The organism is Pseudonocardia sp. ICBG1142, from assembly GCF_020496255.1.
Lineage (GTDB): Bacteria > Actinomycetota > Actinomycetes > Mycobacteriales > Pseudonocardiaceae > Pseudonocardia.
On record NZ_JAHLJC010000030.1, the window covers coordinates 835,112 to 857,237 of the forward strand.

20 protein-coding genes are annotated in these 22,126 nt (G+C 74.6%); 12 read left to right on the forward strand and 8 right to left on the reverse strand.

Annotated features, from left to right (window positions below; translation table 11 throughout):
* Positions 1 to 23 precede the first annotated feature (23 nt).
* The 3 genes from KPL59_RS18140 to KPL59_RS18150 all read left to right on the forward strand — a co-directional run bounded on the left by KPL59_RS18140 (position 24) and on the right by KPL59_RS18150 (position 5,150).
* Positions 24 to 2,477, forward strand: a complete 2,454-nt coding sequence (locus KPL59_RS18140) for a transglycosylase domain-containing protein (protein WP_226361474.1) — start codon at positions 24 to 26, stop codon at positions 2,475 to 2,477.
* 98 nt (positions 2,478 to 2,575) lie between these two features.
* Positions 2,576 to 4,210, forward strand: coding sequence for a glycosyltransferase family 87 protein (locus KPL59_RS18145; RefSeq protein ID WP_374111636.1), 1,635 nt, complete (start codon positions 2,576 to 2,578; stop codon positions 4,208 to 4,210).
* Positions 4,211 to 4,472: 262 nt separating this feature from the next.
* Entirely contained in the window at positions 4,473 to 5,150 is a 678-nt protein-coding gene (locus KPL59_RS18150; protein ID WP_043277752.1) for a CoA pyrophosphatase, read from the forward strand.
* A 55-nt stretch (positions 5,151 to 5,205) separates the two neighbouring features.
* Here the strand turns inward: KPL59_RS18150 and KPL59_RS18155 are convergent, their stop codons facing one another.
* The gene (locus KPL59_RS18155; RefSeq protein WP_149662710.1) at positions 5,206 to 5,973 is read right to left on the reverse strand and encodes a deoxyribonuclease IV; all 768 of its coding nucleotides are present in this window, start codon (positions 5,971 to 5,973) and stop codon (positions 5,206 to 5,208) included.
* A 306-nt stretch (positions 5,974 to 6,279) separates the two neighbouring features.
* Here KPL59_RS18155 and rpsF point away from each other — a divergent pair, with 306 nt between their 5' ends.
* The 5 genes from rpsF (at position 6,280) to dnaB (ending at position 9,949) form a co-directional block, all read left to right on the forward strand.
* Complete coding sequence (rpsF, locus tag KPL59_RS18160; protein ID WP_226361475.1) at positions 6,280 to 6,594, forward strand: 30S ribosomal protein S6; 315 nt, start codon at positions 6,280 to 6,282, stop codon at positions 6,592 to 6,594.
* Positions 6,595 to 6,605: 11 nt separating this feature from the next.
* Complete coding sequence (locus KPL59_RS18165) at positions 6,606 to 7,145, forward strand: single-stranded DNA-binding protein (RefSeq protein WP_020623470.1); 540 nt, start codon at positions 6,606 to 6,608, stop codon at positions 7,143 to 7,145.
* Positions 7,146 to 7,199: 54 nt separating this feature from the next.
* The gene (gene rpsR, locus KPL59_RS18170) at positions 7,200 to 7,436 is read left to right on the forward strand and encodes a 30S ribosomal protein S18 (protein ID WP_020623471.1); all 237 of its coding nucleotides are present in this window, start codon (positions 7,200 to 7,202) and stop codon (positions 7,434 to 7,436) included.
* A gap of 14 nt (positions 7,437 to 7,450) precedes the next feature.
* Entirely contained in the window at positions 7,451 to 7,897 is a 447-nt protein-coding gene (gene rplI / locus KPL59_RS18175; protein ID WP_226361476.1) for a 50S ribosomal protein L9, read from the forward strand.
* Positions 7,898 to 8,539: 642 nt separating this feature from the next.
* The gene (dnaB, locus tag KPL59_RS18180) at positions 8,540 to 9,949 is read left to right on the forward strand and encodes a replicative DNA helicase (protein ID WP_020623473.1); all 1,410 of its coding nucleotides are present in this window, start codon (positions 8,540 to 8,542) and stop codon (positions 9,947 to 9,949) included.
* Between the two features lie 108 nt (positions 9,950 to 10,057).
* Here the strand turns inward: dnaB and KPL59_RS18185 are convergent, their stop codons facing one another.
* Both KPL59_RS18185 and KPL59_RS18190 read right to left on the reverse strand, forming a co-directional pair.
* Positions 10,058 to 10,396, reverse strand: coding sequence for a DUF3040 domain-containing protein (locus KPL59_RS18185; RefSeq protein WP_075309325.1), 339 nt, complete (start codon positions 10,394 to 10,396; stop codon positions 10,058 to 10,060).
* Positions 10,397 to 10,568: 172 nt separating this feature from the next.
* Positions 10,569 to 11,087 carry a dTDP-4-dehydrorhamnose 3,5-epimerase family protein gene (locus KPL59_RS18190; RefSeq protein WP_075309327.1) on the reverse strand — a complete coding sequence of 173 codons (519 nt, stop codon included), beginning with the start codon at positions 11,085 to 11,087 and terminating at the stop codon, positions 10,569 to 10,571.
* A 386-nt stretch (positions 11,088 to 11,473) separates the two neighbouring features.
* Here KPL59_RS18190 and KPL59_RS18195 point away from each other — a divergent pair, with 386 nt between their 5' ends.
* The gene (locus KPL59_RS18195) at positions 11,474 to 11,878 is read left to right on the forward strand and encodes a BlaI/MecI/CopY family transcriptional regulator (protein WP_226350953.1); all 405 of its coding nucleotides are present in this window, start codon (positions 11,474 to 11,476) and stop codon (positions 11,876 to 11,878) included.
* Positions 11,879 to 11,968: 90 nt separating this feature from the next.
* On the opposite strand, the gene KPL59_RS18200 is transcribed toward KPL59_RS18195, so the two are convergent.
* A complete protein-coding gene (locus tag KPL59_RS18200) occupies positions 11,969 to 13,588 on the reverse strand; it encodes an SDR family oxidoreductase (protein ID WP_226350955.1) in 1,620 nt (539 codons plus the stop codon).
* A 45-nt stretch (positions 13,589 to 13,633) separates the two neighbouring features.
* Entirely contained in the window at positions 13,634 to 14,947 is a 1,314-nt protein-coding gene (locus KPL59_RS18205) for an AI-2E family transporter (protein ID WP_226350956.1), read from the reverse strand.
* A gap of 543 nt (positions 14,948 to 15,490) precedes the next feature.
* Between KPL59_RS18205 and KPL59_RS18210 the strand changes: the two genes are divergently transcribed.
* Positions 15,491 to 15,967, forward strand: coding sequence for a hypothetical protein (locus KPL59_RS18210; protein ID WP_226361477.1), 477 nt, complete (start codon positions 15,491 to 15,493; stop codon positions 15,965 to 15,967).
* A 680-nt stretch (positions 15,968 to 16,647) separates the two neighbouring features.
* Positions 16,648 to 17,883: an FAD-binding protein gene (locus KPL59_RS18215; RefSeq protein WP_226361478.1), complete on the forward strand. Its 1,236-nt coding sequence runs from the start codon at positions 16,648 to 16,650 to the stop codon at positions 17,881 to 17,883.
* Positions 17,884 to 17,898: 15 nt separating this feature from the next.
* On the opposite strand, the gene KPL59_RS18220 is transcribed toward KPL59_RS18215, so the two are convergent.
* Both KPL59_RS18220 and KPL59_RS18225 read right to left on the reverse strand, forming a co-directional pair.
* Positions 17,899 to 19,224 carry an amidohydrolase family protein gene (locus KPL59_RS18220; RefSeq protein WP_226361479.1) on the reverse strand — a complete coding sequence of 442 codons (1,326 nt, stop codon included), beginning with the start codon at positions 19,222 to 19,224 and terminating at the stop codon, positions 17,899 to 17,901.
* A gap of 17 nt (positions 19,225 to 19,241) precedes the next feature.
* On the reverse strand, positions 19,242 to 19,886 hold the full coding sequence (locus KPL59_RS18225) for an NYN domain-containing protein (RefSeq protein WP_043277127.1): 645 nt from the start codon (positions 19,884 to 19,886) through the stop codon (positions 19,242 to 19,244).
* 67 nt (positions 19,887 to 19,953) lie between these two features.
* Between KPL59_RS18225 and paaI the strand changes: the two genes are divergently transcribed.
* The gene (gene paaI, locus KPL59_RS18230) at positions 19,954 to 20,412 is read left to right on the forward strand and encodes a hydroxyphenylacetyl-CoA thioesterase PaaI (protein ID WP_226361480.1); all 459 of its coding nucleotides are present in this window, start codon (positions 19,954 to 19,956) and stop codon (positions 20,410 to 20,412) included.
* 21 nt (positions 20,413 to 20,433) lie between these two features.
* Here paaI and KPL59_RS18235 read toward each other — a convergent pair whose 3' ends face one another.
* Positions 20,434 to 22,113, reverse strand: coding sequence for a nitric oxide synthase oxygenase (locus KPL59_RS18235; RefSeq protein ID WP_374111637.1), 1,680 nt, complete (start codon positions 22,111 to 22,113; stop codon positions 20,434 to 20,436).
* Positions 22,114 to 22,126 lie beyond the last annotated feature (13 nt).

The following is a 22,126-nucleotide window of genomic DNA, read 5'->3' on the forward strand; positions in this document are numbered from 1 at the left end:
CGGGCGCGGGCGCCCGTCCCCCGATGCCCCCGCCGCCCCCCGGCCGTCCGCCGGTGGGCGGCCGTCCCGCGCCCGCGGGACCGCCGCCGCGCCCGGTCCCCCAGCCCCCTCCGCCGCTGCTGACCCACGACGACTCGGGGGTCGGCCACTTCGACCCGGTCGTCCGGCCGGCCCAGGCCGGCCCGCGCACGGCGGCCCCGCAGCGCACCGGCCGTCCGCCGGCCGGTGCGGCGGCGTCCGGTGCGGCACCGGCCACGGCCCCCCGTCGTGGGGCCGGGGGCGGCCGGCCGCCCGGCCCGCCCGGTCGTTCCGACGGTCGCGGTCCCGGCGACGGCGGCGACGGCGACGGGAAGAAGAAGCCCGGCCGTCGTCGCCGGCTCCGGCGCTGGCTGATCGGGCTCGCCGCGGTCGCGGTGATCGGCCCGCTGGTCGCCTTCGCGATCGGCTGGCTGGTCTTCCCGGTCCCCGCCGCCGACGACATCGCCGTCACCCAGGTCGCGACCTTCACCTACGCCGCCGGCGCCCCGCTGGCCACCGTGCGGCCGGACAACGTCAACCGGACCAGCGTCGACCTGTCCCAGGTGCCGGTGCCGGTCCAGCAGGCCGTGCTGTCCGCCGAGGACCGCACGTTCTTCTCCAACCCCGGCTTCGACATCACCGGCATCGCGCGGGCAGTGATCAACCAGCTCTCCGGCGGGATCGGCGGCGGCTCGACGATCACCCAGCAGTACATCAAGGTGACCACCGGCAACGACCAGTACTCGCTGTTCCGCAAGTTCCGCGAGGTCGTGCTGGCCGCGAAGATGTCCAAGGAGATGACCAAGGAGCAGATCCTCGGCAACTACCTGAACGCGATCTACCTGGGTCGCGGCGCCTACGGCATCCAGGCCGCCAGCCAGGCGTACTTCGGGAAGAACGTCCAGGACCTGAACGCCTCCGAGGGCGCGATGATCGCCGGGCTGATCCAGTCGCCGTCGCGCTGGGACCCGGCGAAGAACCTCGAGATGTCCCAGCAGCGGTGGAACTTCGTGCTCGACGGCATGGTCGCCCAGGGCTGGATGAGCCCGGCCGACCGGGCGCAGCAGAGGTTCCCGCAGTGGCGGGAGGCCTCCGCGGCCGAGGGCGGGGGCATCCCCGGTGACGACAAGGGCCACATCTACAACGCGGCCCGCGCCGAGCTGGAGAAGCTCGGGATCTCCGAGACCGAGATCAACACACAGGGCCTGACGGTCACCACGACGATCGACCCGAAGGCCCAGGAGGACGCGGCGAAGGCCGTCCAGAAGGTGATGGAGGGCCAGCCCGACAACCTGCGGTCCTCGCTGGTGTCGGTGAACCCGAAGACCGGCGCGGTCATCGCCTACTTCGGCGGGGAGAACGGCGTCGGTCTCGACTACGCCTCGGTGCTCAAGCAGCCCGGCTCGTCGTTCAAGCCGTTCGTGCTCGCGGCGGCGCTGCAGGCGAACCCGCCGGTCGGCCTCGGCACGATCTACGACGGCTCCTCCCCCCAGGAGCTCGCCGGCACCACGGTCACCAACTCCGAGGGCGTGAGCTGCGGCCAGTGCTCGGTGAAGGAGGCCATGACCAAGTCGATCAACACGGTCTTCTACCGGATGGGCCTCGACGTCGGCCCGCAGCGCGTCGCCGACGCCGCGCACCAGGCGGGCATCCCCGCCGACCTGCTGCCGAACCCCACCGGCGGCATCTCGCTGGGCGACCGCGAGGTCCACCCCGAGGACATGGCCGCGGCCTACGCCACGTTCGCGGCCGACGGCATGCGGCGCGACCCGTTCCTGGTCGCGAAGGTCACCGCCAGCGACGGCCGGGTCATCTACGACCGCGGCAGCACCGACAACGGCCAGCAGGTCATGCCGGCCGAGGTCGCCCGCAACGTCACCGAGTCCATGACCGACGTCGCGAGCTCGTCGCGGATCGGGCTGGACGGGCGTCCGGTCGCCGCGAAGACCGGCACCGTGCAGAGCAGCGTCGAGGGTCAGAACAACGACGCCTGGACCGTCGGCTACACCCCGTCGGTGTCCACCGCGGTGTGGGTCGGTACCGACGACAACTCCCCGATCAAGAACTCCGCGGGACGTCCGGTCTACGGGCGGATGCTGCCCGGCTCGATCTGGCAGTCGTTCATGACCGACGTGCTGCGGGGGACCCCGGTGGAGCAGTTCTCCGACTTCGAGCCGATCGGTCAGGCCCCGGCGCGGGCCGTCTCGAACGACTCGGGGCAGGGTGACGAGCAGCAGACCACCACCACCCAGGAGCCCGGCGACGGCCGTGACAACGGCGACAACGGCGACCGGGGTGACCGCGCGGACCGGGGTGACTCCTCGGGCGACGGCTCGGGCGACGCGTCGGGTGACGGCAACAGCGGCGACGGCGGCAACGGCGACGGCAGCGGTGACGGCGATGGTCAGCCGGGCTCCGACGCGGGCCGGGACCGTCCGGGCCGCGGGGGCGACAACTGACCGCAGGCGCCCGGCCCGGAGCCGCACCGCCCGCCCCCCGCGAGGCGCCGGGGGCGGGCGTCCGGGACCGGGACATCCCGACCTGGACCGAGCCGTTGGTGCGCGCCGCCAGTCGGGTCGTCGGCGGCCCGATGGGCCGGCACGCACTCGTCGGACGGTCCCGGTGGTGGACGCCGCTGCGGGTGGTGCTGCTGTTCGCCGTCGTCGTGCTGGCGCTGGGCTGGCTGGGCAAGGCGGCCTGCCTGCAGGAGTACCGCACCCCGGACGGTGCGCTCGCGCTGGACTGGCGCAACGACCGCCAGTACGTCGCGATGTGCTACTCCGACACCGTCCCGCTCTACGGGCTGGAGGGTCTCGCCGACGACGCCGTGCCCTACCGCGACGCCTGGTTCGAGACCGCCGCCGACGGCTCCCGCACCGCCCGGTACATGGAGTACCCGGTCGTCACCGGGATGTTCCAGTACCTCAACGCGCAGCTGACCGACGGCTGGCAGTGGCTGGCCGAGCGGCTGCCGCTGCCGACCGCGCTCGACGTCGTCGTCTACTTCGACGTCACCGCGATCTGGCTGGCCATGGCCTGGCTGGTGGTCGTGTGGGCGGTGCTGATGCTCCGCCCGGAACGCCCGTGGGACGCCGCGCTGGTCGCGCTGTCGCCGCTGGTGGTGGTGCACGCGTTCACCAACTTCGACACGCTCACCGTCGCGCTCGCGACCGGCGCGCTGCTCGCGCTGCGCCGGGACCGGCCGGTCTGGGCCGGGGTGCTGCTCGGGATCGGCGGCGCGGCGAAGCTCTACCCGCTGCTGCTCCTGCTGCCGGTGCTGCTCGTCGGCTGGCGACGCCGCGACGACGGCGGTCTCCCGCGTGCCGCCTGGACGATCGGCGCCGCCGTCCTCGCCTGGGTGGCGGTGAACCTCCCGGTCGCGCTGGCCTGGCCCCGCGGCTGGGCCGAGTTCTTCCTGCTCAACCGCACGCGCCCGGCCGACCCGGACTCGGTCTGGTACTCGCTGTACTGGTTCACCGGCTGGTCCGGCTTCGACGGCCCGCTCGGTGACGGGCAGTCCCCCACCGTGCTCAACACCGTCACCGCGGTGCTCATGGCGCTGGCGTTCGTCGCGATCGCCGCTCTGGCGCTGCGCGCTCCGCGGCCGCCCGCGGTCGCCGAGCTGGCCTTCCTGACGGTCGCGGCGTTCCTGCTCCTGAACAAGGTGTGGAGCCCGCAGTACTCGCTGTGGCTGGTCCCGCTCGCGGTGCTCGCCCTGCCGCGCTGGCGGCTGCTGCTGGCGTGGATGACCGTCGACGCGCTGGTGTGGGTGCCGCGGATGTACCAGTACCTCGGCGTCGCGAACAAGGGGCTGCCCCCCGAGCCGTTCCTGGTGACGGTGCTGGTCCGCGACGCCGTGGTCGTCGCCCTGTGCGTGCTCGTCGTCCGGCAGATCCTGCGGCCCGGCACCGACCCGGGCCGGGACCCGGAGCCGGTCTGGCCGGTCGGCCCACGTCCCTCCCGGGCTGCAGTGCCCGCAGTGCCCGCAGCGCCCACAGTGCCCGCCGCCGCGTCCGCCGGGGCCGTGCCCGCACGGAGCGGGCGGCGCCGGAGCGGGGACGGCGGCGGACCCGGTGCCACCGGTCCGGACGGCGCGACCCGGTCCACCGGCTCCGGCCGGGCCACTCGCGCGGCCGCACCCCGGCCGTGGCCGTCCCGGGCGGCCCGCCCCCGGCGCGGTCCCGTGGACTGACCCGCGGCTCCGTCCGGCCGGCTGCGCGGCCGCCCTGGCGGTCCGGCACCGGGCCCCGTGCGGCACCGGGCCCGGCATGGTGCGCGACGTCCTCGATCGGTCGCGGCCGCGTGCCGGACCACCAGCGACGCAGCCGCGGCGGCCACCGACCGGCGAGACCGCCGAGGGCCCGGCACGGCGCGGGGTGGCGCCGCACGGGGTGTGACGTGTGCGGCGGCGACGGAGACCGGTGCGGTGCCCGGCCGGGTGCGACGATCGGGACATGGCCGACGACGTGGTGGTCCCGGAACCGGTGCAGCAGCGGCTGCGGGAGCGTGTCGAGGCGGCGCTGACGACGCTCCCGCCGGCCGAGCGCCGGGCCGCGTCGGAGGCGGACCGGGCGGGGAAGCGGGCCGCCGCCGTCACCCTGACGCTGCTGCCGGTCCCCGGTGCCACCGGCGACGGCCGCCTCGCCGACGAGGTCGCGTTCGTCCTGACCCGGCGCGCCCGGTCGCTGCGGGCGCACTCCGGGCAGTGGGCCCTACCGGGCGGGCGGCTCGACCCGGGTGAGACCGCCGAGGAGGCGGGGCGCCGCGAGGTGTCCGAGGAGATCGGGCTCGAGCTCGGTCCGGACCGCGTGCTCGGCCTGCTCGACGACTACCCGACCCGATCCGGCTACGTCATCACCCCGGTCGTGCTGTGGGCCGGCGGTGCGGGCGAGCCGACGCCGAACCCGGACGAGGTGGCCGAGCTGTACCGCCCGCCGCTGGCCGAGATCGACCACGAGCCGCGGTTCCTCACGATCCCCGAGTCCGACGCCCCGGTGATCCAGGTGCCGCTGTTCGGCCGCTTCGTCCACGCCCCCACCGGCGCGGTGCTCCACCAGTTCCGCGAGGTCGTCCTGCACGGGCGCCCCACCCGGGTCGCGCACCTGGAGCAGCCGGTCTTCGCCTGGCGCTGAGGCGCCCCGGGGCTCACGCCGGCCGGCCGGCTCGCCGGTACCGCCCGAGCCCGCCTCAGGTGTGCTCCCGCAGGAACGCGATGTCGCGGGCCTGCCCCTCGGCCGGGGTCTCCACCACGACCGGCGCCCCCGCCGCCGCGACGACGGCGGCCAGCTCGTCCGGCGGGATCGTGCCGTCGTCGATGTTGGCGTGCCGGTCGCGGGCCGAGTCGAACGCGTCGCGCGAGTTGTTCAGGTGGATCAGGTCGATCCGCCCGGTGATCCCCCGGACCCGCTCGACGATCCCGGCCAGCTCCTCGCCGCCGGCGAAGGCGTGGCAGGTGTCCAGGCAGAACCCGACGCCGAACTCGCCCACGGCGTCCCACAGCCGGCCCAGCGCGTCGAACCGGCGGGCCATCGCGTTGTCCCCGCCCGCGGTGTTCTCGATCAGGACGGGCACGTCGAAGCCGTGCTCACCGGCCTGGCGTTCGACGAACTTACGCCAGTTGTCGACGCCGACCGCCGGGTCGTCGTCCTTCGTGACGTGGCCGCCGTGCACGACCAGCCCGAACGCGCCGACCTCGGCGGCCCCGGCCAGGTGGTGCTGGACGATCGTGCGGCTGGGGATGCGGATCCGGTTGTTCGTGGACGCGACGTTCGCGGTGTAGGGCGCGTGCACCACCACCGCGACGTCCGAGGCGGCCAGCTCCGCGGCCCGCGGGTGCGGCGGCGGCTTCTTCCAGCCCTGCGGGTCGGACAGGAAGAGCTGGATCACCTCGGCCCCGACCTCGGCGGCCGCGGCCAGGGGGTCCTCGGCGTCGCGGACGTGTGCTCCGATCTGCATGCGGGCACGGTAGCGAGGACCCCCGACAGTCCTCGGCCGCCGGTGGGGTCCGCCGCGGCGCTCCCCCGCGGGAGGCCGCGGACCGGGCACCCGTACGGCGACCGGCGCCCCCGCGGGCACGACCCGGACCCGCCACGGCGATCCCCGTACCCGCAGGTCGGGGCCGGACCGGCCGTTGCTAGCCTGTACCGGCATCCCCGCAGGTCCCGTGCATTCCGCCGGAAACTGTCGGGGTGCACTGAGAACCTCCTGTCACGGCCGTCCGGGCCGTGACCGTTTCGAGTCCATAGGAGGTGAGTGGTTCTCATGCGTCATTACGAGGTCATGGTCATCCTCGACGGCGGCCTGGACGAGCGCACTGTGCAGCCGTCCCTGGAGCAGTTCCTCACCGTCGTGAAGAACGACGGCGGATCGGTCGAGAAGATCGAGGTCTGGGGCAAGCGCCGCCTGGCCTACGAGATCAAGAAGCAGGGCGAGGCCATCTACGCGGTCCTCGACATCACCGCGGAGCCCGCCACCGTCGCCGAGCTGGACCGCCAGCTGGGTCTGAACGAGTCCGTGCTGCGCACCAAGGTCCTGCGCAAGGACGTCACCCCCACGCCGGCGCCCGCCGCCGGCTGATTGGAGCCGTCATGGCCGGCGAGACCGTCATCACCGTCGTGGGCAACCTGACGGCGGATCCCGAGCTGCGGTTCACCCCGTCCGGCGCCGCGGTCGCCAACTTCACCGTGGCGTCCACCCCGCGCACCTTCGACCGCCAGTCCGGCGAGTGGAAGGACGGCGAGGCGCTCTTCCTGCGCTGCAACATCTGGCGCCAGGCGGCGGAGAACGTCGCCGAGTCCCTGACCCGCGGCGCGCGCGTCGTGGTCCAGGGTCGTCTGCGCCAGCGGTCGTTCGAGACCAAGGAAGGCGAGAAGCGGACCGTCGTGGAGATGGAGGTCGACGAGGTCGGCCCGTCCCTGCGCTACGCGACCGCCAAGGTCAACAAGGTCAACCGGGGCGGAGGCTCCGGTGGCTTCGGTGGCGGCGGCGGTGGCTACGACGGCGGTGGCGCCCGACAGGGTGGCGGTTCCGGCGGCGGAGGCAACTCCGGCGGCGGCTATGACGACCCCTGGGGTTCGGCCCCGCCCGCGGGCAGTGGCGCCGCGTCCGACGACGAGCCCCCCTTCTGATCCACGTACCTCTCCGCCCGTGACGGGCGGAGGACGATCTCCAGGAGCACCACCATGGCCAAGGCCATCGTGCGCAAGCCGAAGAAGAAGGTCTGCGCTTTCTGCAAGGACAAGGCCCAGCTGATCGACTACAAGGACACCGGTCTGCTGCGGAAGTTCATCTCCGACCGCGGCAAGATCCGTGCCCGTCGGGTCTCCGGCAACTGCCGGCAGCACCAGCGGGACGTCGCCGTCGCGGTCAAGAACTCCCGCGAGGTGGCCCTGCTGCCGTACACCTCGACCGCTCGCTGAGGAAGGGGAGACACATGAAGCTCATCCTCAACGCCGACGTCCCGAACCTGGGTGCCCCGGGTGACATCGTCGAGGTCAAGGACGGCTACGGCCGCAACTACCTGCTGCCGCGCAAGCTCGCGGTCGTCGCCACCCGTGGCGCCGAGAAGCAGATCGAGCAGATCCGCCGGGCCCAGAAGTCCCGCGAGATCCGCGACCTGGGCCACGCCCAGCAGGTCGACTCGCAGCTGCGCAACATCAACGTGACCGTCTCGGCCAAGGCCGGCGACACGGGCCGCCTGTTCGGCTCGATCACCCCGGCCCAGGTCGTCGACGCCGTCAAGGCGGCCGGCGGTCCGCTGCTGGACAAGCGCAGCATCGACGTCCCGGGTCACCTCAAGACCCTGGGCAAGCACCAGGTGCAGGTCCGCCTGCACCCGGAGGTCACCACCGAGCTGCCGATCGCGGTCGTCGCGAGCTGAGCGGTCCGGTGGTCGTACGACCACCGAGCGTGATCAGGGCGGGGTTCGGAGCCATGTGCTCCGGACCCCGCCCTTTCGTGTGTCCGGAGCCGGCCTTACGGGCGTCGCGGACACGGTGTGCAGTCCCGGGTGGACGATCGACACCGATCGAACGACCCCGCACCGGGATGCCTTGTCACGCAGCCGACACGCCGCCCGGTGACGATCCACTCGCCGGGCGGGCCTGTGGACGCGCCGGGCGGTGAACGGCCCGCCGGGCGCTCCGACACGCCCGTACGCGGCGTGCGACGACACGCCAGAGCAAAGTTGTCCACAGCTGTGAGTATGCCTCTGACCTGCGGATACGGCCCGTTCCGGGATGCTGTCCCCAGGTTGTCCCCAACACGGTCCCGGGACGGGCGGCATCCGTGCACAGTTCATCCCCAATTCGATCACCAGGCCGGTTCGCCACGGGCCCTGCGGCCGACCTACTGTCGGTCGTGCCGGTACGCGAGCGCCGTGCTCCCCGGGTCGCGCCCGCTGCGGTCCGTCGGGCACCACGCCGGCCGGCAGATCGCCGACGACGGTCGCGAGTGAGCGGTACGCACCACTCGCGCGTCGAACGTGCGTTCGGTACTGTGTCCACCGGGGGTGACGCTGCGTATGGCTCTGACGGACGATCGTCCCGGCAACAAGCCCCGTGCGGTCCGTGACGGCGAGAAGGCGTCCGGATCCGGCGAGAGCGCGACGTTCGACCGTCAGCCGCCGCAGGACCTCACGGCCGAACAGTCGGTGCTCGGCGGCATGCTGCTGAGCAAGGACGCGATCGCCGACGTCGTGGAGGTGCTGCAGCCGGAGGACTTCTACCGGCCGGCCCACCAGACCGTCTACGAGACGATCCTGGACCTCTACAGCCGTGGCGAGCCCGCGGACGCGGTGACCGTCTCGGCGGAGCTGCAGCGGCGCGGTGAGCTGGTCCGCCTCGGCGGCGCGCCCTACCTGCACACCCTCATCGCCACCGTGCCCACCGCGGCGAACGCGGCGTACTACGCCGAGATCGTCGGCGAGAAGGCGGTCCTGCGACGGCTGGTCGAGGCGGGCACCCGGATCGTGCAGCTCGGCTACCACGGCGCCGACGGCGGCGACGTCGACGACGCGGTGGACCGGGCCCAGGCCGCGGTCTACGAGGTCACCGAGCGCACCACCACCGAGGACTACACGGTCCTGGAGGAGCTGCTCCAGCCCACGATGGACGAGATCGACGCGATCGCCTCCCGGGGCGGCCAGTCCACGGGTGTGCCGACCGGCTTCGCCGACCTCGACCAGGTCACCAACGGTCTGCACCCGGGCCAGATGGTCGTCGTCGCGGCCCGGCCGGGTCTGGGCAAGTCGACCCTGGGTCTGGACTTCGCCCGCTCCTGCTCCATCAAGAACGGCATGACCAGCGCGTTCTTCTCGCTGGAGATGAGCAAGTCCGAGATCGTCATGCGTCTGCTGTCGGCGGAGGCCCGGATCCGGCTGGCCGACATGCGCGCCGGCCGGATGTCGGACGAGGACTGGACACGGATGGCGCGGCGGATGTCGGAGATCTCCGAGGCGCCGCTCTACATCGACGACTCGCCGAACCTGACGCTCATGGAGATCCGGGCCAAGGCGCGCCGGATGAAGCAGCGCTACGACCTGAAGCTGATCATCCTGGACTACCTGCAGCTGATGACCTCCGGCCGCAAGGTCGAGTCACGTCAGCAGGAGGTCTCGGAGTTCTCCCGGCAGATCAAGCTGCTGGCCAAGGAGCTCGAGGTCCCGGTGGTGGCGATGAGCCAGCTGAACCGTGGTCCCGAGCAGCGCACCGACAAGCGGCCGATGCTGTCGGACCTGCGTGAGTCCGGCTCGATCGAGCAGGACGCGGACATGGTGGTGCTGCTGCACCGTCCCGACGCGTTCGAACAGGACGACCCGCGTGCCGGTGAGGCCGACCTGATCCTGGCCAAGCACCGTAACGGCCCCACCACGACGATCACCGTCGCCCACCAGCTGCACTACAGCCGGTTCTCCGACCTCGCCCACGGCTGAGGCCGGGCCGGACGCGCCGTGCGTCCCGGGCCCGGTGCGTGCCGGCGTACGAGTGGGCCGGCGTGCGGGTGGGCCGGCGTGCGGGTGGGCCGGTGTACGGATGGCCGGTCAGGCGGTGCCGGGCCGCGCCTGCGGACCGGTGGTGGCCGCGACGGCCAGCGCGAGGGCGGCCACGACGATCCCCGCGACGACGACCGGAACGCTCACCAGCACGGCGCCGAGCAGCAGCACGACCAGCGCGATCCCCAGCAGCATCGTCGGGAACGGCCCCGAGCCGTGCACGGTGCGCCGGTCGCGGGCGAACCCGGCGAGCAGCCGTCCGCCGTGCCGGGCCGGGGCGTGCAGCGCGGTGTTCAGCGCGGAGATCCGGCGGACCAGTTGCGGGTCGGTCCGGCGCAGCTGCACCTCGATCTCGTGCAGCCGACGGTTCTCACGCTCGCTCAGCACCGCGGCAACCCCTCGCGTCCGTGTCCCGGCAGACACGGTCGTGCCGCCGTCCGGCACGGGGCGTCGTCGATCCGGCCTGGTACCGACGTTACGTGACCGATTCGTGATCTCGGCGACCGGGCCGACCGGCTCACATGCGCCCGTCCTCACACCGGGGGGCCGGCGCCCGGGGTCACCAGAGGGAGACGCGGTCCCGGCGGGGGCCTGCGGGGGCGCCGAGGCGGGCGATCAGGGCGGCCCAGGACCGTGCGGTTCCCGGTGTCCGGGACGGGCGGGGGCGCAGCCAGCGGACCGCGAGGTCCGGGTCGTCCGGGTCGACGTCGAAGCGCTCCCGCCGTGGGAGACGGGTGACGCTGCGGAGCTCGACGACGGTCCCGCTCGCGACGGACTGGACGCCGTAGAGGCAGCCCGGCGGGACGAGCAGCCGCTGCGGGCCCTCGAGCAGGGCGACGGCGAGCCGGCCGAAGGTGCCGCCGTCCGGCCGGGCGTCGATGACGACGGCGTAGCCGCTGCCACGGGGGACGCCGAGCAGCATCGCGTCGCCGGGGTGGCCGAACAGGCCGAGCACGGCGTCCTGGGCGGGGCGGCGCCGTCGTCGCACGGTGAAGGGGGCGAGGTCCGGTCCGGAGGCGCCGGTCGCGGTCGGGTCGAGCAGCAGCGCGCCGGGCACCACGGTCCGTACGACGTCCACTCGACCTCCCTCGGGTCCGGTCACCGCGTGCGACGGGCGCGCGGTGGGCTGCGGTTGCGGTACCGGAGGTGACAACGAGCGGCCCCGGTCCCGGTGACGCAGCGCGAGTCCGCGTTGCTCCGATCGAGTGCACAGCGGGCAGTCGGGCGCCGTACCTGTTACCGCGACCGGTACGCCCGCGACGAGCGAATGTGCCTGGCGAGCACCCGCCGCGGGGTACGTGGTGCCGAGACCGTTGCGCTGCGTGGGAACGGTCGTGCCCGGCCCGGGGCCACGCCGTGTACGCGGTGGTGGACCCGTGCACGCAGCGTCCGACCGCCGAGGCGCGCAGTCACCGATCGGGGGAGCATGGGGGGTTGCGGTTACCCTCGGACCGGGGAGGCGACATGCGTGGTCGACTCGGCGAGCTCGAGGCCGCCGTGATGGACGTGTTGTGGAGCGGTGTGGGCCCGTGCCGGGTGCGCGACGTCCGCGCCCGTCTGGCCCCGGCCCGCCCGCTGGCGTACACGACCGTCATGACGGTGCTCGACAACCTGCACCGCAAGGGCTGGGTGCGGCGTGAGCTGGAGGGTCGCGCCTACCTCTACACGCCGGCCGCGAGCCGCGAGGAGGAGACCGCGCGTGCCCTGCGCGACCTGCTCGACGGTCCGGGCGACACCGAGGCGGTCCTCCTGCACTTCGCGCGCTCGGTGACCGAGCGCGAGTCAGCCGTGCTGCGCGCCGCCCTCCAGAGCCCCGACCGCGGCTGTCACCGCGCTCCCGGGTCCCGATCGCGGCCGACATCGCCCTAAGGAGCGATCGCGGCCGACACCGCCCTCCCGGGGCCGAACCGGTCGGGACCGGGGCCGGCGGCGCCGGTCGGGGTCCCGGACCGGAGCGGGTCAGGCCGCCCGGTCGCGCTGCGGGCGGGACCGCAGCCAGGCCGGACGGCGGCTCGCCGGGGCGGGGCCGTCGTCGTCGCGCTCGGCGGTGCGGGTGATGTTGCGGACCATCCCGCCGAACACGATCCCGTGGAACGGCGCGACCGACCACCAGTACAGGTAACCGGCCAGGCCGTGCGGGATGAACACCGCGCGCTGGTGGTAGACCGACCCGCCCGGACGCGGGCGCACCGACATCTCCAGCCAGGCCCGGCCGGGCACCTTCATCTCCGCGCGCAGCCGCAGCAGCCCCTCCTCGGGGCCGCAGTCGCTGCCGGCCGGGCGGGGCCCGCCGGGCTCGATCATCCGTTCCACCCGCCACCAGTCCAGCGCGTCGCCGGTGCGCAGGTCGTGCGGGTCGCGACGGCCGCGGGACAGCCCGACACCGCCGACCGCGCGGTCCATCCAGCCGCGCACCGACCAGGCCAGCGGGAACGAGTACCAGCCGCGCTCGCCGCCGATGCCCTCGATGACCGTCCACAGCCGTTCCGGGGTCGCGTTGCAGGGCTGCTCGCGCTCGTCGAGGTAGACGTCGCCGCCGGCCCAGTCCGGGTCGCTCGGCAGCGGGTCGGACGGCACGTTCTCCACGGTCGCGCCGGACCAGCGGGTCTCCACCTCGCCGTCGGTGATGCGGGACAGGGCCAGCTCGACGGCCCGGTCGTAGCCGATCAGGCCCTCCGGCGGGTCCGGCACCCAGCGCTTGAGGTCGTCCTCGGTGCAGACGACCTCGTGCACCAGCGACTCGATGAGCGGCGTGGCGATCGACTTCGGCACGGGGGTGACGACGTTGATCCAGTGCGCCGACAGCGACGGCGTCAGCACCGGCACCGGGACCACCCGGCGTCGCGGCAACCCGGCGACGCGGGCGTAGCGCTGCATCATGTCGTAGTAGGTGAGGATCTCCGGGCCGCCGATGTCGAACGTGCGGTTCAGCTCGGCGTCCGGGGCGTCGATCTCGGCGACCCGGATGAGGTACCGCAGCACGTCGCGCACCGCGATCGGCTGGATCCGGTTCCGCACCCAGCGCGGCGTGATCATCAGCGGCAGTCGTTCGGTGAGGTAGCGCAGCATCTCGAAGCTGGCCGACCCGGAGCCGAGGATCACCGCGGCCTGCAGCACGACCGTCGGCACCCCGGAGCGCAGCAGCGTCTCGCCGACCTCCACCCGCGACGCCAGGTGCGCCGACAGCCCGCCGGGCGGCGTGTCCGGGTGCAGTCCGCCCAGGTAGACGATCCGTCGCACGCCGGCCGCCCGCGCCGCCTCACCGAGGATGAGCGCGGCGCGCCGGTCGGTCGCCGCGAAGTCGGAGTCCGACAGCGAGTGCACGAGGAAGTAGACGACGTCGACGTCCTCGCAGGCCGCGCGGACGCTGTCCGGGTCGAGCAGGTCGCCCTGCACGATCTCCGCGTCGGCGGCCCACGGCACGTCGGCGAGCTTGTCCGGGTTGCGGACCAGGCAGCGCACGTGGACCGGGCCCGCGGACGGGTCCGGGACGAGGTCGGGCTCGGGACCGCGGCCCAGCAGCCGGGGCGCGAGCCGCCCACCGATGTAGCCGGTCGCACCCGTCACGAGATAGCGCACGTCGCGATCGTCCCATCGCAGGCCCTGTGCGGCAGGGCGTGCCGCTCAGCCGGGCAGGGCGGGCGGTGGGTTCGCCTCGCGGGGGCGCAACGGGTCCACCGCCCGCGGCGCGACCTCGCGCGACGCGACCAGGGACCGCACCGCTGCGGTGAGCACGGCCAGCAGCGGGACGGCGAGCAGCGCGCCGGCGATCCCGGCGACGACCACCCCGACCGCGACGCCGAGCGCCACCGCCAGCGGGTGCAGACGGACCGCCCGGCCCATCAGCAGCGGCTGCAGCACATGGCTCTCCAGCTGCTGCACGGCCAGCACGACACCGAGCACGATCAGTGCGGTCACCGGTCCCTCGGTCGCCAGCGCGACCAGCACAGCGACGGCGCCGGTCAGCACCGCCCCGATGACCGGCACGAACGCGCCGAGGAACACCAGCGCGGCCAGCGGCAGCACGAACGGCACCCCCGTCGCCCACAGGCCCAGGCCGATCCCGAGGGCGTCGACGACGGCGACCAGCACCGTCGCCCGCACGTAGCCGACGAGCGAGGCGAACCCCCGCCGGGCGGCGACGTCGACCCGCGACCGGCGGGCCCGCGGGGTGAGCAGCCGGACGAAGCCCCAGATGCGGCGGCCGTCGTAGAGCATGAAGATCAGCGCGAACAGGCAGAGCGCGAACCCGGCGAGGATCTCCCCGACGGTCGCGGCGGTCGTCACCGCGCCGGAGGTCAGCGTCTGCTGGTTGTCGCGCACCGCCTGCAGCACCTGGTCGCCGAGCACGCCGACGTCGATCCGGAACGGCGTCGCGTCGGCGAGCCCCTGCAGGGAGCCGACGTTGTCGGTGACCTCCGCGACGACCTGCGCGGTGCCGTCGACCAGGGTGCTGACGACGGCGGTCAGCAGCCCGCCGAGCGCGGCCAGGCCGCCGACCATGACCAGCGCCGTCGCGATGCCGCGGGGCACCCGCCGTTCGTGCAGCCACCGGACCAGCGGGGCGAGCAGCGCGGTCAGCAGCACCGCGATCGCCATCGGGACGACGATCACCCGCAGCTCGATCACCAGGAACACCAGCAGCGCGAGCCCGGCGGCGATGACGAGCATCCGGGCGACGGCCTCGGAGGCGATCCGCAGCGGGCGCGGGATCTCCGCCGGCGGCGTGGGGCGGTGGCGTGGTCCGGCGGCCCGCGCCACCGGGTCCGCGAGGTGCGACCCGGCCCCGGAGTCGGAGAGGGCGGCGCGGTGGTGCTCGGCGGTGTCGTCGGGGTGCGTGTCGTCGTCAGGTGTGCGATGGGCAGGGTCGTCGTCGTGCCGCGGGCGCGGGATGCCGCCCCCGGCAGGAGCGGCGGGCCGCCCGGTCCGCTCCGTCATGGCACGGACGGTACGGCGGACCGGCCGGTGCGGCTCGGTGCACGCACCGGTGACGGCCCGGCCCTCCGCGCACCCCACCCCGGTCGGTCCAGCATCGGATCGGACGGAGCAGCGGCTCGCCGCTCTGTCACTCTCCGTCGAATTACACCCGTGTAGTCGACACACCGCGGACCGGACTCGGCACGACGGAGTGGTGAGATGGTCACTCACCGCCGCGTGGTGGCCGCGACGTGCCGAATCGCGGCCACCGGGCCTATTGCGAGAGTCCGTCGCCGACATCCGCCGACGCCCCGAAACCTGGACCGTGGCTACCGACTGCTCCAGGAGGAGTCCGGATGAACACTCTCCGTAGACAACACGGAGAGTCTCCGACGGGTCGCGCCACTCGTACGAGGGGGCATCGCCACGAGAACTGTCACCCCCGTTTCCCCACTCAGGTGTCACCCGTTGACCGGGTGAGTGGGCTGAACGGCGGTACGAGATGTACGCGATACGGACCAGGCCGTGGGTCCTCACATCTCAGGCGAGCAGGAGGTACGGCGGGTGTACGAGTTCGACAACGCTGCGGGTGGCCTCGAGTCGTCGATCCGGGCGCGACGCGCCGCGCAGGAGAGCTGGCCGTTCCCCGGCCGGCACGAGTCGCACGAGGAGATCCAGGAGGAGACCCCGATCTTCCACGCCCTCACGGTCGGGGGCTGGCGGGACGGCCGGCGGAGCGGGGACGCCGGCAACGCCGTGCGTCGCGTGCACCGCGACACCGTCCGCACGACCCGCCGCGGTGGCGCGGTCCGGCCGACCGGCGACACGGTCGCCGCGTTCCACTCCGAGCCCGCACCGGTCCCGGCACAGCCGGCCGGCCACGCGGCCCGGGAGCAGGGCGACAGCGCCTGGAACGCACCGGGTGACGCCGCCATGGCGATGCTGCGCCGCCGTCGCGACATCGAGCGTGCCGCGGACCGGGCGGCGATCGCCGACCTGCTGGGCGGTGCCGGGCGGCACCGGCTGACCCGCTCGGCCTGAGCGGCCGGAGCGGCGGATCGCGGGCCGTCCGGCCCGGCCGTTCCTCCGGTACGGGCAGCGCGGTACGGCCGTTCGGCACCGGATCGGGGTCGGATCGGCACGCGAGGCAACCACGACACCCCCGGCGCGTCCCGGGGAGTAGTCGCACGCCACGGGCGTGCGGCCGCACGGCAGGACCGGTGGGGACCGGGAGCGCCGAGGACGCACCAGAACATCCCGCGGACGCACCTTGGGACCGCGGGATGAGGTGACGACCGGCTGGGGAGCTGGGTCGTCAGCACGCAAGGCGAGGGCCGGGGCGATGGTCGGAGGGAGCCGACCACCGACCCGGCCCTCGCGCGTGCGGAGGCCACCGGCGCGGCGCGCGCGACGCCGGTGACGCCGTCGAGCCGACCGGAGCCGTGGGGAGCGCGGTTCCGGGCAGGACGACGGGGCGGACGACGGGGCCGAGCGCGGGACACCCTCGTCCCGGACTCGCGTGGCGACATGATCACCACGGAGTGTGACCGTATCGGGCGGCCGTCCGGGTCACAAGAGGGCATTCGCCGCAGCTTCCGTCGTCCCATCCGGCACACCCGTCACCACGTTCACCATCGCCCCACCGGACAGTCGTACGACGCACCGCGACGCGTGCACGAATCGTTCCGCACAGTGACCCCCGGCGTTCTACCCTGCGAGGGATGAGCACCGATCCCGCCGCGACCGGCCCCCGGCGCACCGACCGCCCGCTCGACGAGGCCGGCGTCGTGACGGCCGTGCGACGGGCCGCGGAACGAGGCGCCACCGTCCGGCCCACCGGCGCCGGTGGGCGCGCCCCGGGACCCCTCGTCCGCACCGAGGACGTGCTGCTCGACGTGTCCGCGCTGACCGGCGTCGTCGAGATCGGCGAGGACACCGTGCGGGTGCGGGCCGGGGAGACCGTCGCTGACCTCTGCGTCGCCCTCGCCGCCGCCGGCCGGGCACTGGCCACCGTGCCCGACGCGCCCCGCGCCACCATCGGCGGCGCCACCGGGCTGGGCATGTACGGCGGCGCCCACGCCGAGGGCTCGCTGTCCGACCAGGTCCGCGCCGTCCGCCTGGTCGACGGCCGCGGCACCGTCCGCGACGTCACCGGGCCCGATCTCGACGCCGCCCGCTGCGGGCTCGGTGCGCTCGGCATCGCGACCGCGCTGGAGCTCCGCACCGTCCCGCTCACCCGGCTGCAGGTGCACGAGCGCGCCGTCGGCATCGACGAGGTGCTCGGCGAGGACCTGCTCGTCGAACACGCCTGGACCGAGTGCGACATCGCGATCGGCCCGTCGGTGCACGCCGGGTCCGCGGTGCTGCGCTGGGCCGAGCCGGAGCCCGAGGCGACCGGTCCGGTCGAGCGCGCCGGCTGGGGACAGGCGGTGTCGCGGCTGGCGTCGTCGTGGTGGTCCTCCGGGGTGGGTCTGCGGTCCGGGTGGCCGCCGCCGCAGCGCTGGGCGCCCGGCACGGCGGGGCCGCCGCACGAGGTCCTGCCGGACCCGCAGCCGTGGGACCCGGACCTGTCCGAGTGGGCCGTGCCGCGTGCCGCCCTCGGGACCGTCCTGCGCGAGCTGGGGGCCGCCGTCGCCGCGCGGGGGCGGGAGCTGCGGCCGGTGCGGGTGCGCACCGGCCGGGCCGAGACCGGTCTGCTGCACCCGGCGTCCGGCCGGGACACCGCCTACCTGCGGCTGCGGACCCGCGGACCCGCGGAGGAGCCGGTCCGCCGGCTCGCCGGTGCGGTCTGCGAGGACGCCGACGGGCGGCCGTGCTGGACCACCCGGCACGCCTGGGGGCCGGACGAGCTCGCCGTCGCCTACCCGGGGTGGGAGGCGTTCCGGGCCGTCCGCGACCGGTTCGACCCCGACCGCCGGTTCACCGACCCGCACCTCGCGGCGGTACTCGGCCGCTGACGGCGGCGGTACCGATCAGAGCTGCTCGCGCAGCCGCGCCGAGATCGACCGCACCGCGGCGAGCGACGCGCGGCGGTCGGCCAGGGTCGGCTCGCCCGCGTCGACGACCTGCTCGCCGCCCACCCACACGTCGTGGACGAGGCGGGAGCCGCCCGCCCACACCAGGTTCGACACGAGCTGGGCGTCGTCGGTGGGCGCGACGAACGCGGAGTCGTCGGTGTCGATGTGAACCACGTCCGCCCGCCGCCCGGCCTCCAGCGCGCCGAGGTCGTCGCGGCCGATCGCGTGTGCGGCGTCCGCGGTGCCCATGAGCAGCACGTCGGCGGCGGTGAGGGCGGCGGCGTCGTCGGCCCCGACCCGCGCCAGCAGCCCGGCCAGCCGCGCCTGGTGCCAGAGGTCCAGGTCGTCGCAGGAGGCGGGGCCGTCGGTGCCCAGCCCCACCCGGACCCCGGCCCGGCGCAGGTCCAGCAGCCGGGCGGTGCCTGCCGCGAGCTTCGCGTTCGAGCCGGGACAGTGCGCGACGGCGACGCCGTGCCGGGCGTAGACGGCGATGTCGTCGTCGGACAGGTGCACCGAGTGCGCGGCCAGCACCCGCCCGCCGAGCGCGCCGCCGGCGTCGAGCATCGCCGGCACGGAGCCGTGGGCCTCGCGGACGTGGGCGTCCTCGCCGCGGGACTCCGCGACGTGGGTGTGCAGCAGCGCTCCGCGCTCGCGGGCGGCCGCGGCGACCGACTCCAGGGCACCGGGCGGCAGCGTGTACGCCGAGTGCGGGCCGTAGCCGAGCTCGATCCGGCCGTCGTCGTCGGGGACGAGGCCGTGCGCGTCGATCCGGGCGGAGACGTCGTCGCGCATCTGCTCCCAGGTCCCGAGCCGGTCCCAGCCGGGCGCGGCGATGATCCCCGGGGTGAGCACGGCCCGCGACCCCGCGGTGCGGACGGCGTCGGCCAGTGCGTCGGTGAAGAAGTACATCTCGACGCTGGTGGTGCAGCCGGTCCGCAGCAGGTCCAGGCAGCCCGCGAGCATCCCGGCGTGCACGTCGTCCTCGGTCAGCAGGCCCTCCGCGGGCCACATGACCTCGGTCAGCCACCGCATCAGCGGCAGGTCGCCACCCATCCCGCGCAGCAGCGACATCGGGGTGTGGCAGTGCGTGTTGACCAGGCCGGGCAGGAGCAGCCCGGGCAGCGGCCGCACGACGGCGTCGGTCGCCGGCGCGTCGGCGGCCGCGCCGAAGAACGCGATCCGGCCGGTGTCGTCGACGTCGAGGACCGCGTCCCGGACGACCGGGAAGCCGGGCGTGCAGGGCAGCGCGACCGGCGCGGTGAGCCGCTGGAGGACCGTCATGGCGTCGTCGTGCCGCGTCAGCGGCGGTCGAGCAGCGAGCGCAGCGACCGGAACGGCGGCAGCCAGGCGCCCTCGTCGGGCAGGGTCTCCAGCGAGACGCGCGGCAGCGGCTCGCGGAACACGCCGTCGATGTCCTCGAGGTCGAGGAACGACAGCGTCTCCGAGGCCAGCGCGAACCCGGCGTACTCGCGGAAGCCGATCACCGTGACGTCGGTGCCGCCCTCGATGAGCTTCTCCAGCGGCTCCCGGAACGCCCGCCCGTCCCCCGAGGCGACGACGACGTGGCGCAGCCTGCCCTCGGCCGAGCGCATGCCGATGTGGGCGAGCATGTCGTCGTCGACGTCGGAGTCGTCGCTGGTCTTCGGCTTGGCGAAGACGGCGAAGCCCACGTTGCGCAGGGCCTCGACCCAGGGCCGGACGATGTCGATGCTGCCCGGGGCGACGTTGGTGAACACGCACGCCTCGGCCTCGGCCTCGGGGCCGGCGAGGTCCAGGAGCCAGCGTCCGACGGCGTCGAAACGGGGGCGGTAGGCCGAGGTGGGGCGGGCGCCGAGCAGCGAACCGAGGCTCATGTCCATGTTCGGCGCGTCCCACACCAGCAGCACGCGCTCCTGCGGACCCGTCGGAACGCCGCGTCCGTGTTGCCCCGTCCCGCTGCTCATGTCGGGGAGCCTAGCCGTCGCCGCCCCGCCGGCCCGGCCCGGCGCCCAGGCGGGTGAGACTGTCCCCATGGAGAACCCACCGGCCGAGCCGGAGCAGGTCGCCGCCCGGACCGCCGCGATCATGCGCGACGGCGACCGGGCGAGCCGTTCGGCGGGCGTCGACGTCGTCGCGGTCGCTCCCGGGCGGGCGACGGCGCGGATGACCGTCCGTCCCGACCAGGTCAACGGGCACGGCGTCTGCCACGGCGGCTACCTGTTCCTGCTCGCCGACACCGCGATGGCCTACGCCAGCAACTCCCACGGCGTCTCCGCGCTGGCCAGCGGCGCCGACATCGCGTTCCTGCGCCCGGCGCGCGAGGGTGACGCCCTCACCGCCGAGGCCGTCGAGCGCGCCGCGAGCGGCCGGTCCGGGCTCTACGACGTCACCGTCCGCACCGCCGACGGGACGGTCGTCGCCGAGTTCCGGGGCCGCACCCGGCAGGTACCGGGTCTGAGCCCGGTCACCGCCCGGCCCGACCAGCGCTGACCAGCCTGGATCAGCCCTGGATCAGGCCTGGTCGTCGCGGGGCCGCAGGCCGTGCGGCTCCAGGAACGCCGGCCGCAGCTCCGGGTCGGGCTCGTCGTAGTAGCGGTGGAAGACCGGGGTCTGCGAGCCCGACATCGGCGGCACGATCCAGCTCCAGTCGGCCGGGCAGCGCCGTCCCGCGGCCTCCTCCTTCGCCAGGAAGGTCATGAAGCGCTCGGCCTCGCTGTGGTGGTCGGCCATGGTGACGCCGTCGGCGTCGAAGGAGTGGGTGACCGCGCGGACCAGCTCGACCATCGCCCGGTCCCGCCACATCGTGCGCACCGACCGGGTGTCGAGCCCGAGCCGCTTCGCGATCTCGGGCAGCAGGTCGTACCGGTCGGTGTCGGCGAGGTTGCGGGCGCCGACCTCGGTGTCGAGGTACCAGCCGTTGAACGGGGCGGCCGGGTACACGACCCCGCCGATCTCCAGCGGCATGTTGCTGATGGCGGGCACCGAGTGCCAGCGCAGCCCGAGCCGGGCGAACCACGGGTGCTCCGGGTGGCGCAGCGGGACCTCGTGCACGGCGTCCGGCGGCACGTCGAACAGCCGGGACCGCCCGTCCGGGCCGGTGATCAGCAGCGGCAGCACGTCGAACCGGCCCGCCGGCTGCGGCCGCGGCCACCCCATCCCGACGACGTGGTCGGTGAAGTCGGCCTGGCCGGGGTCCCCGGTGACGGTGCCGTCGGGGTTGCGGTGCCCGGCGTAGCGGACGAGCTGGTCGTTGCGGATCCGCGGGCCGGGACGCCCCGGGGCGTCCGGCGCGAACACCGTCATCGTCGAGCGGATCTTCCCGCCGCGGGTGGCGGCGCGCAGGTGCCCGACGCTCTCCTGCGCGATGTCGGCCGGGTCGTGCAGGTGGCGCAGGTCGCGGACCTGCAGCGACTGCCAGTACAGGCGCCCGATGCAGCGCGCGGAGTTCCGCCACGCCACCCGGGCGCCGAACACCAGCTCGTGCATGGTGTGGGTGTAGGTGCCGGACCGGTCGATCTCGGCACGGACCTGGCGCAGCCGGTCCGCCAGCGGGACACCCGGCTCGGTCTCCGCGTACACCTGGCGCAGGAACTCCTCGGCCGCGGCCGGGTCGACCGGGGCGGGATCCTGCTCGTCGGCGACGCCGGGGGGCGGCGGATGGCCGCCGGAGCGGCCGTGCCCGGTGACCGGGCAGCCGCCGGTGGCCTCCGCCGGGGGTGCGACCCGGTTCTCCGCCGGCGGCGTGACACGGACGACCGTGGTCGCGGCGCCCGGGCCGTCGACCCGGGTGAGGAGGTGCTCGCGGCCTCCCGCGGTCGGGCGTTGCGCGGACTCGGGCGGCCCCTGCTCACCGGCCGGACCCCGTTCCCACGGCGCCGTCGGGGGCATCCAGGGCCGGTCGACGACCGTCGTCGCCTCCACCCCCGTCCGCGCCAGCGCGGTGGTCGCCTGCACGGGACCCTCAACCGGCCCGACCAGCGGGACCATCGACACCGACCGTCCGGACCGCTCCCCGGCGGACTCCCCCGGCGCCTGGCCAGGGCCCTGACCCGGACCCGACGGAGCGCCCGACGGCGGGCCCGTCATCGGGCGGGGCGTCGGGCTCGGCCGGAAGCCGGCCGGTCGGTCGACCGGCCGCTTCGGTGCCGCGGGAGCGGGGTGCGAGTTCTTGCCGTGCTCCACCGTCGTCACGGGCGTCCTTCGG

What these genes read in the sequence shown, in the direction of transcription:
- KPL59_RS18215 (WP_226361478.1), top strand. Translation starts at nt 16,648, where the DNA reads ATGAGCACCGATCCCGCCGCGACCGGCCCCCGGCGCACCGACCGCCCG.
- KPL59_RS18140 (WP_226361474.1), top strand. Translation starts at nt 24, where the DNA reads ATGCCCCCGCCGCCCCCCGGCCGTCCGCCGGTGGGCGGCCGTCCCGCG.
- KPL59_RS18195 (WP_226350953.1), top strand. Translation starts at nt 11,474, where the DNA reads ATGCGTGGTCGACTCGGCGAGCTCGAGGCCGCCGTGATGGACGTGTTG.
- KPL59_RS18205 (WP_226350956.1), bottom strand. Translation starts at nt 14,947, where the DNA reads ATGACGGAGCGGACCGGGCGGCCCGCCGCTCCTGCCGGGGGCGGCATC.
- KPL59_RS18220 (WP_226361479.1), bottom strand. Translation starts at nt 19,224, where the DNA reads ATGACGGTCCTCCAGCGGCTCACCGCGCCGGTCGCGCTGCCCTGCACG.
- rplI (WP_226361476.1), top strand. Translation starts at nt 7,451, where the DNA reads ATGAAGCTCATCCTCAACGCCGACGTCCCGAACCTGGGTGCCCCGGGT.
- KPL59_RS18165 (WP_020623470.1), top strand. Translation starts at nt 6,606, where the DNA reads ATGGCCGGCGAGACCGTCATCACCGTCGTGGGCAACCTGACGGCGGAT.
- rpsR (WP_020623471.1), top strand. Translation starts at nt 7,200, where the DNA reads ATGGCCAAGGCCATCGTGCGCAAGCCGAAGAAGAAGGTCTGCGCTTTC.
- KPL59_RS18150 (WP_043277752.1), top strand. Translation starts at nt 4,473, where the DNA reads ATGGCCGACGACGTGGTGGTCCCGGAACCGGTGCAGCAGCGGCTGCGG.
- KPL59_RS18155 (WP_149662710.1), bottom strand. Translation starts at nt 5,973, where the DNA reads ATGCAGATCGGAGCACACGTCCGCGACGCCGAGGACCCCCTGGCCGCG.
- dnaB (WP_020623473.1), top strand. Translation starts at nt 8,540, where the DNA reads ATGGCTCTGACGGACGATCGTCCCGGCAACAAGCCCCGTGCGGTCCGT.
- paaI (WP_226361480.1), top strand. Translation starts at nt 19,954, where the DNA reads ATGGAGAACCCACCGGCCGAGCCGGAGCAGGTCGCCGCCCGGACCGCC.
- KPL59_RS18225 (WP_043277127.1), bottom strand. Translation starts at nt 19,886, where the DNA reads ATGAGCAGCGGGACGGGGCAACACGGACGCGGCGTTCCGACGGGTCCG.
- rpsF (WP_226361475.1), top strand. Translation starts at nt 6,280, where the DNA reads ATGCGTCATTACGAGGTCATGGTCATCCTCGACGGCGGCCTGGACGAG.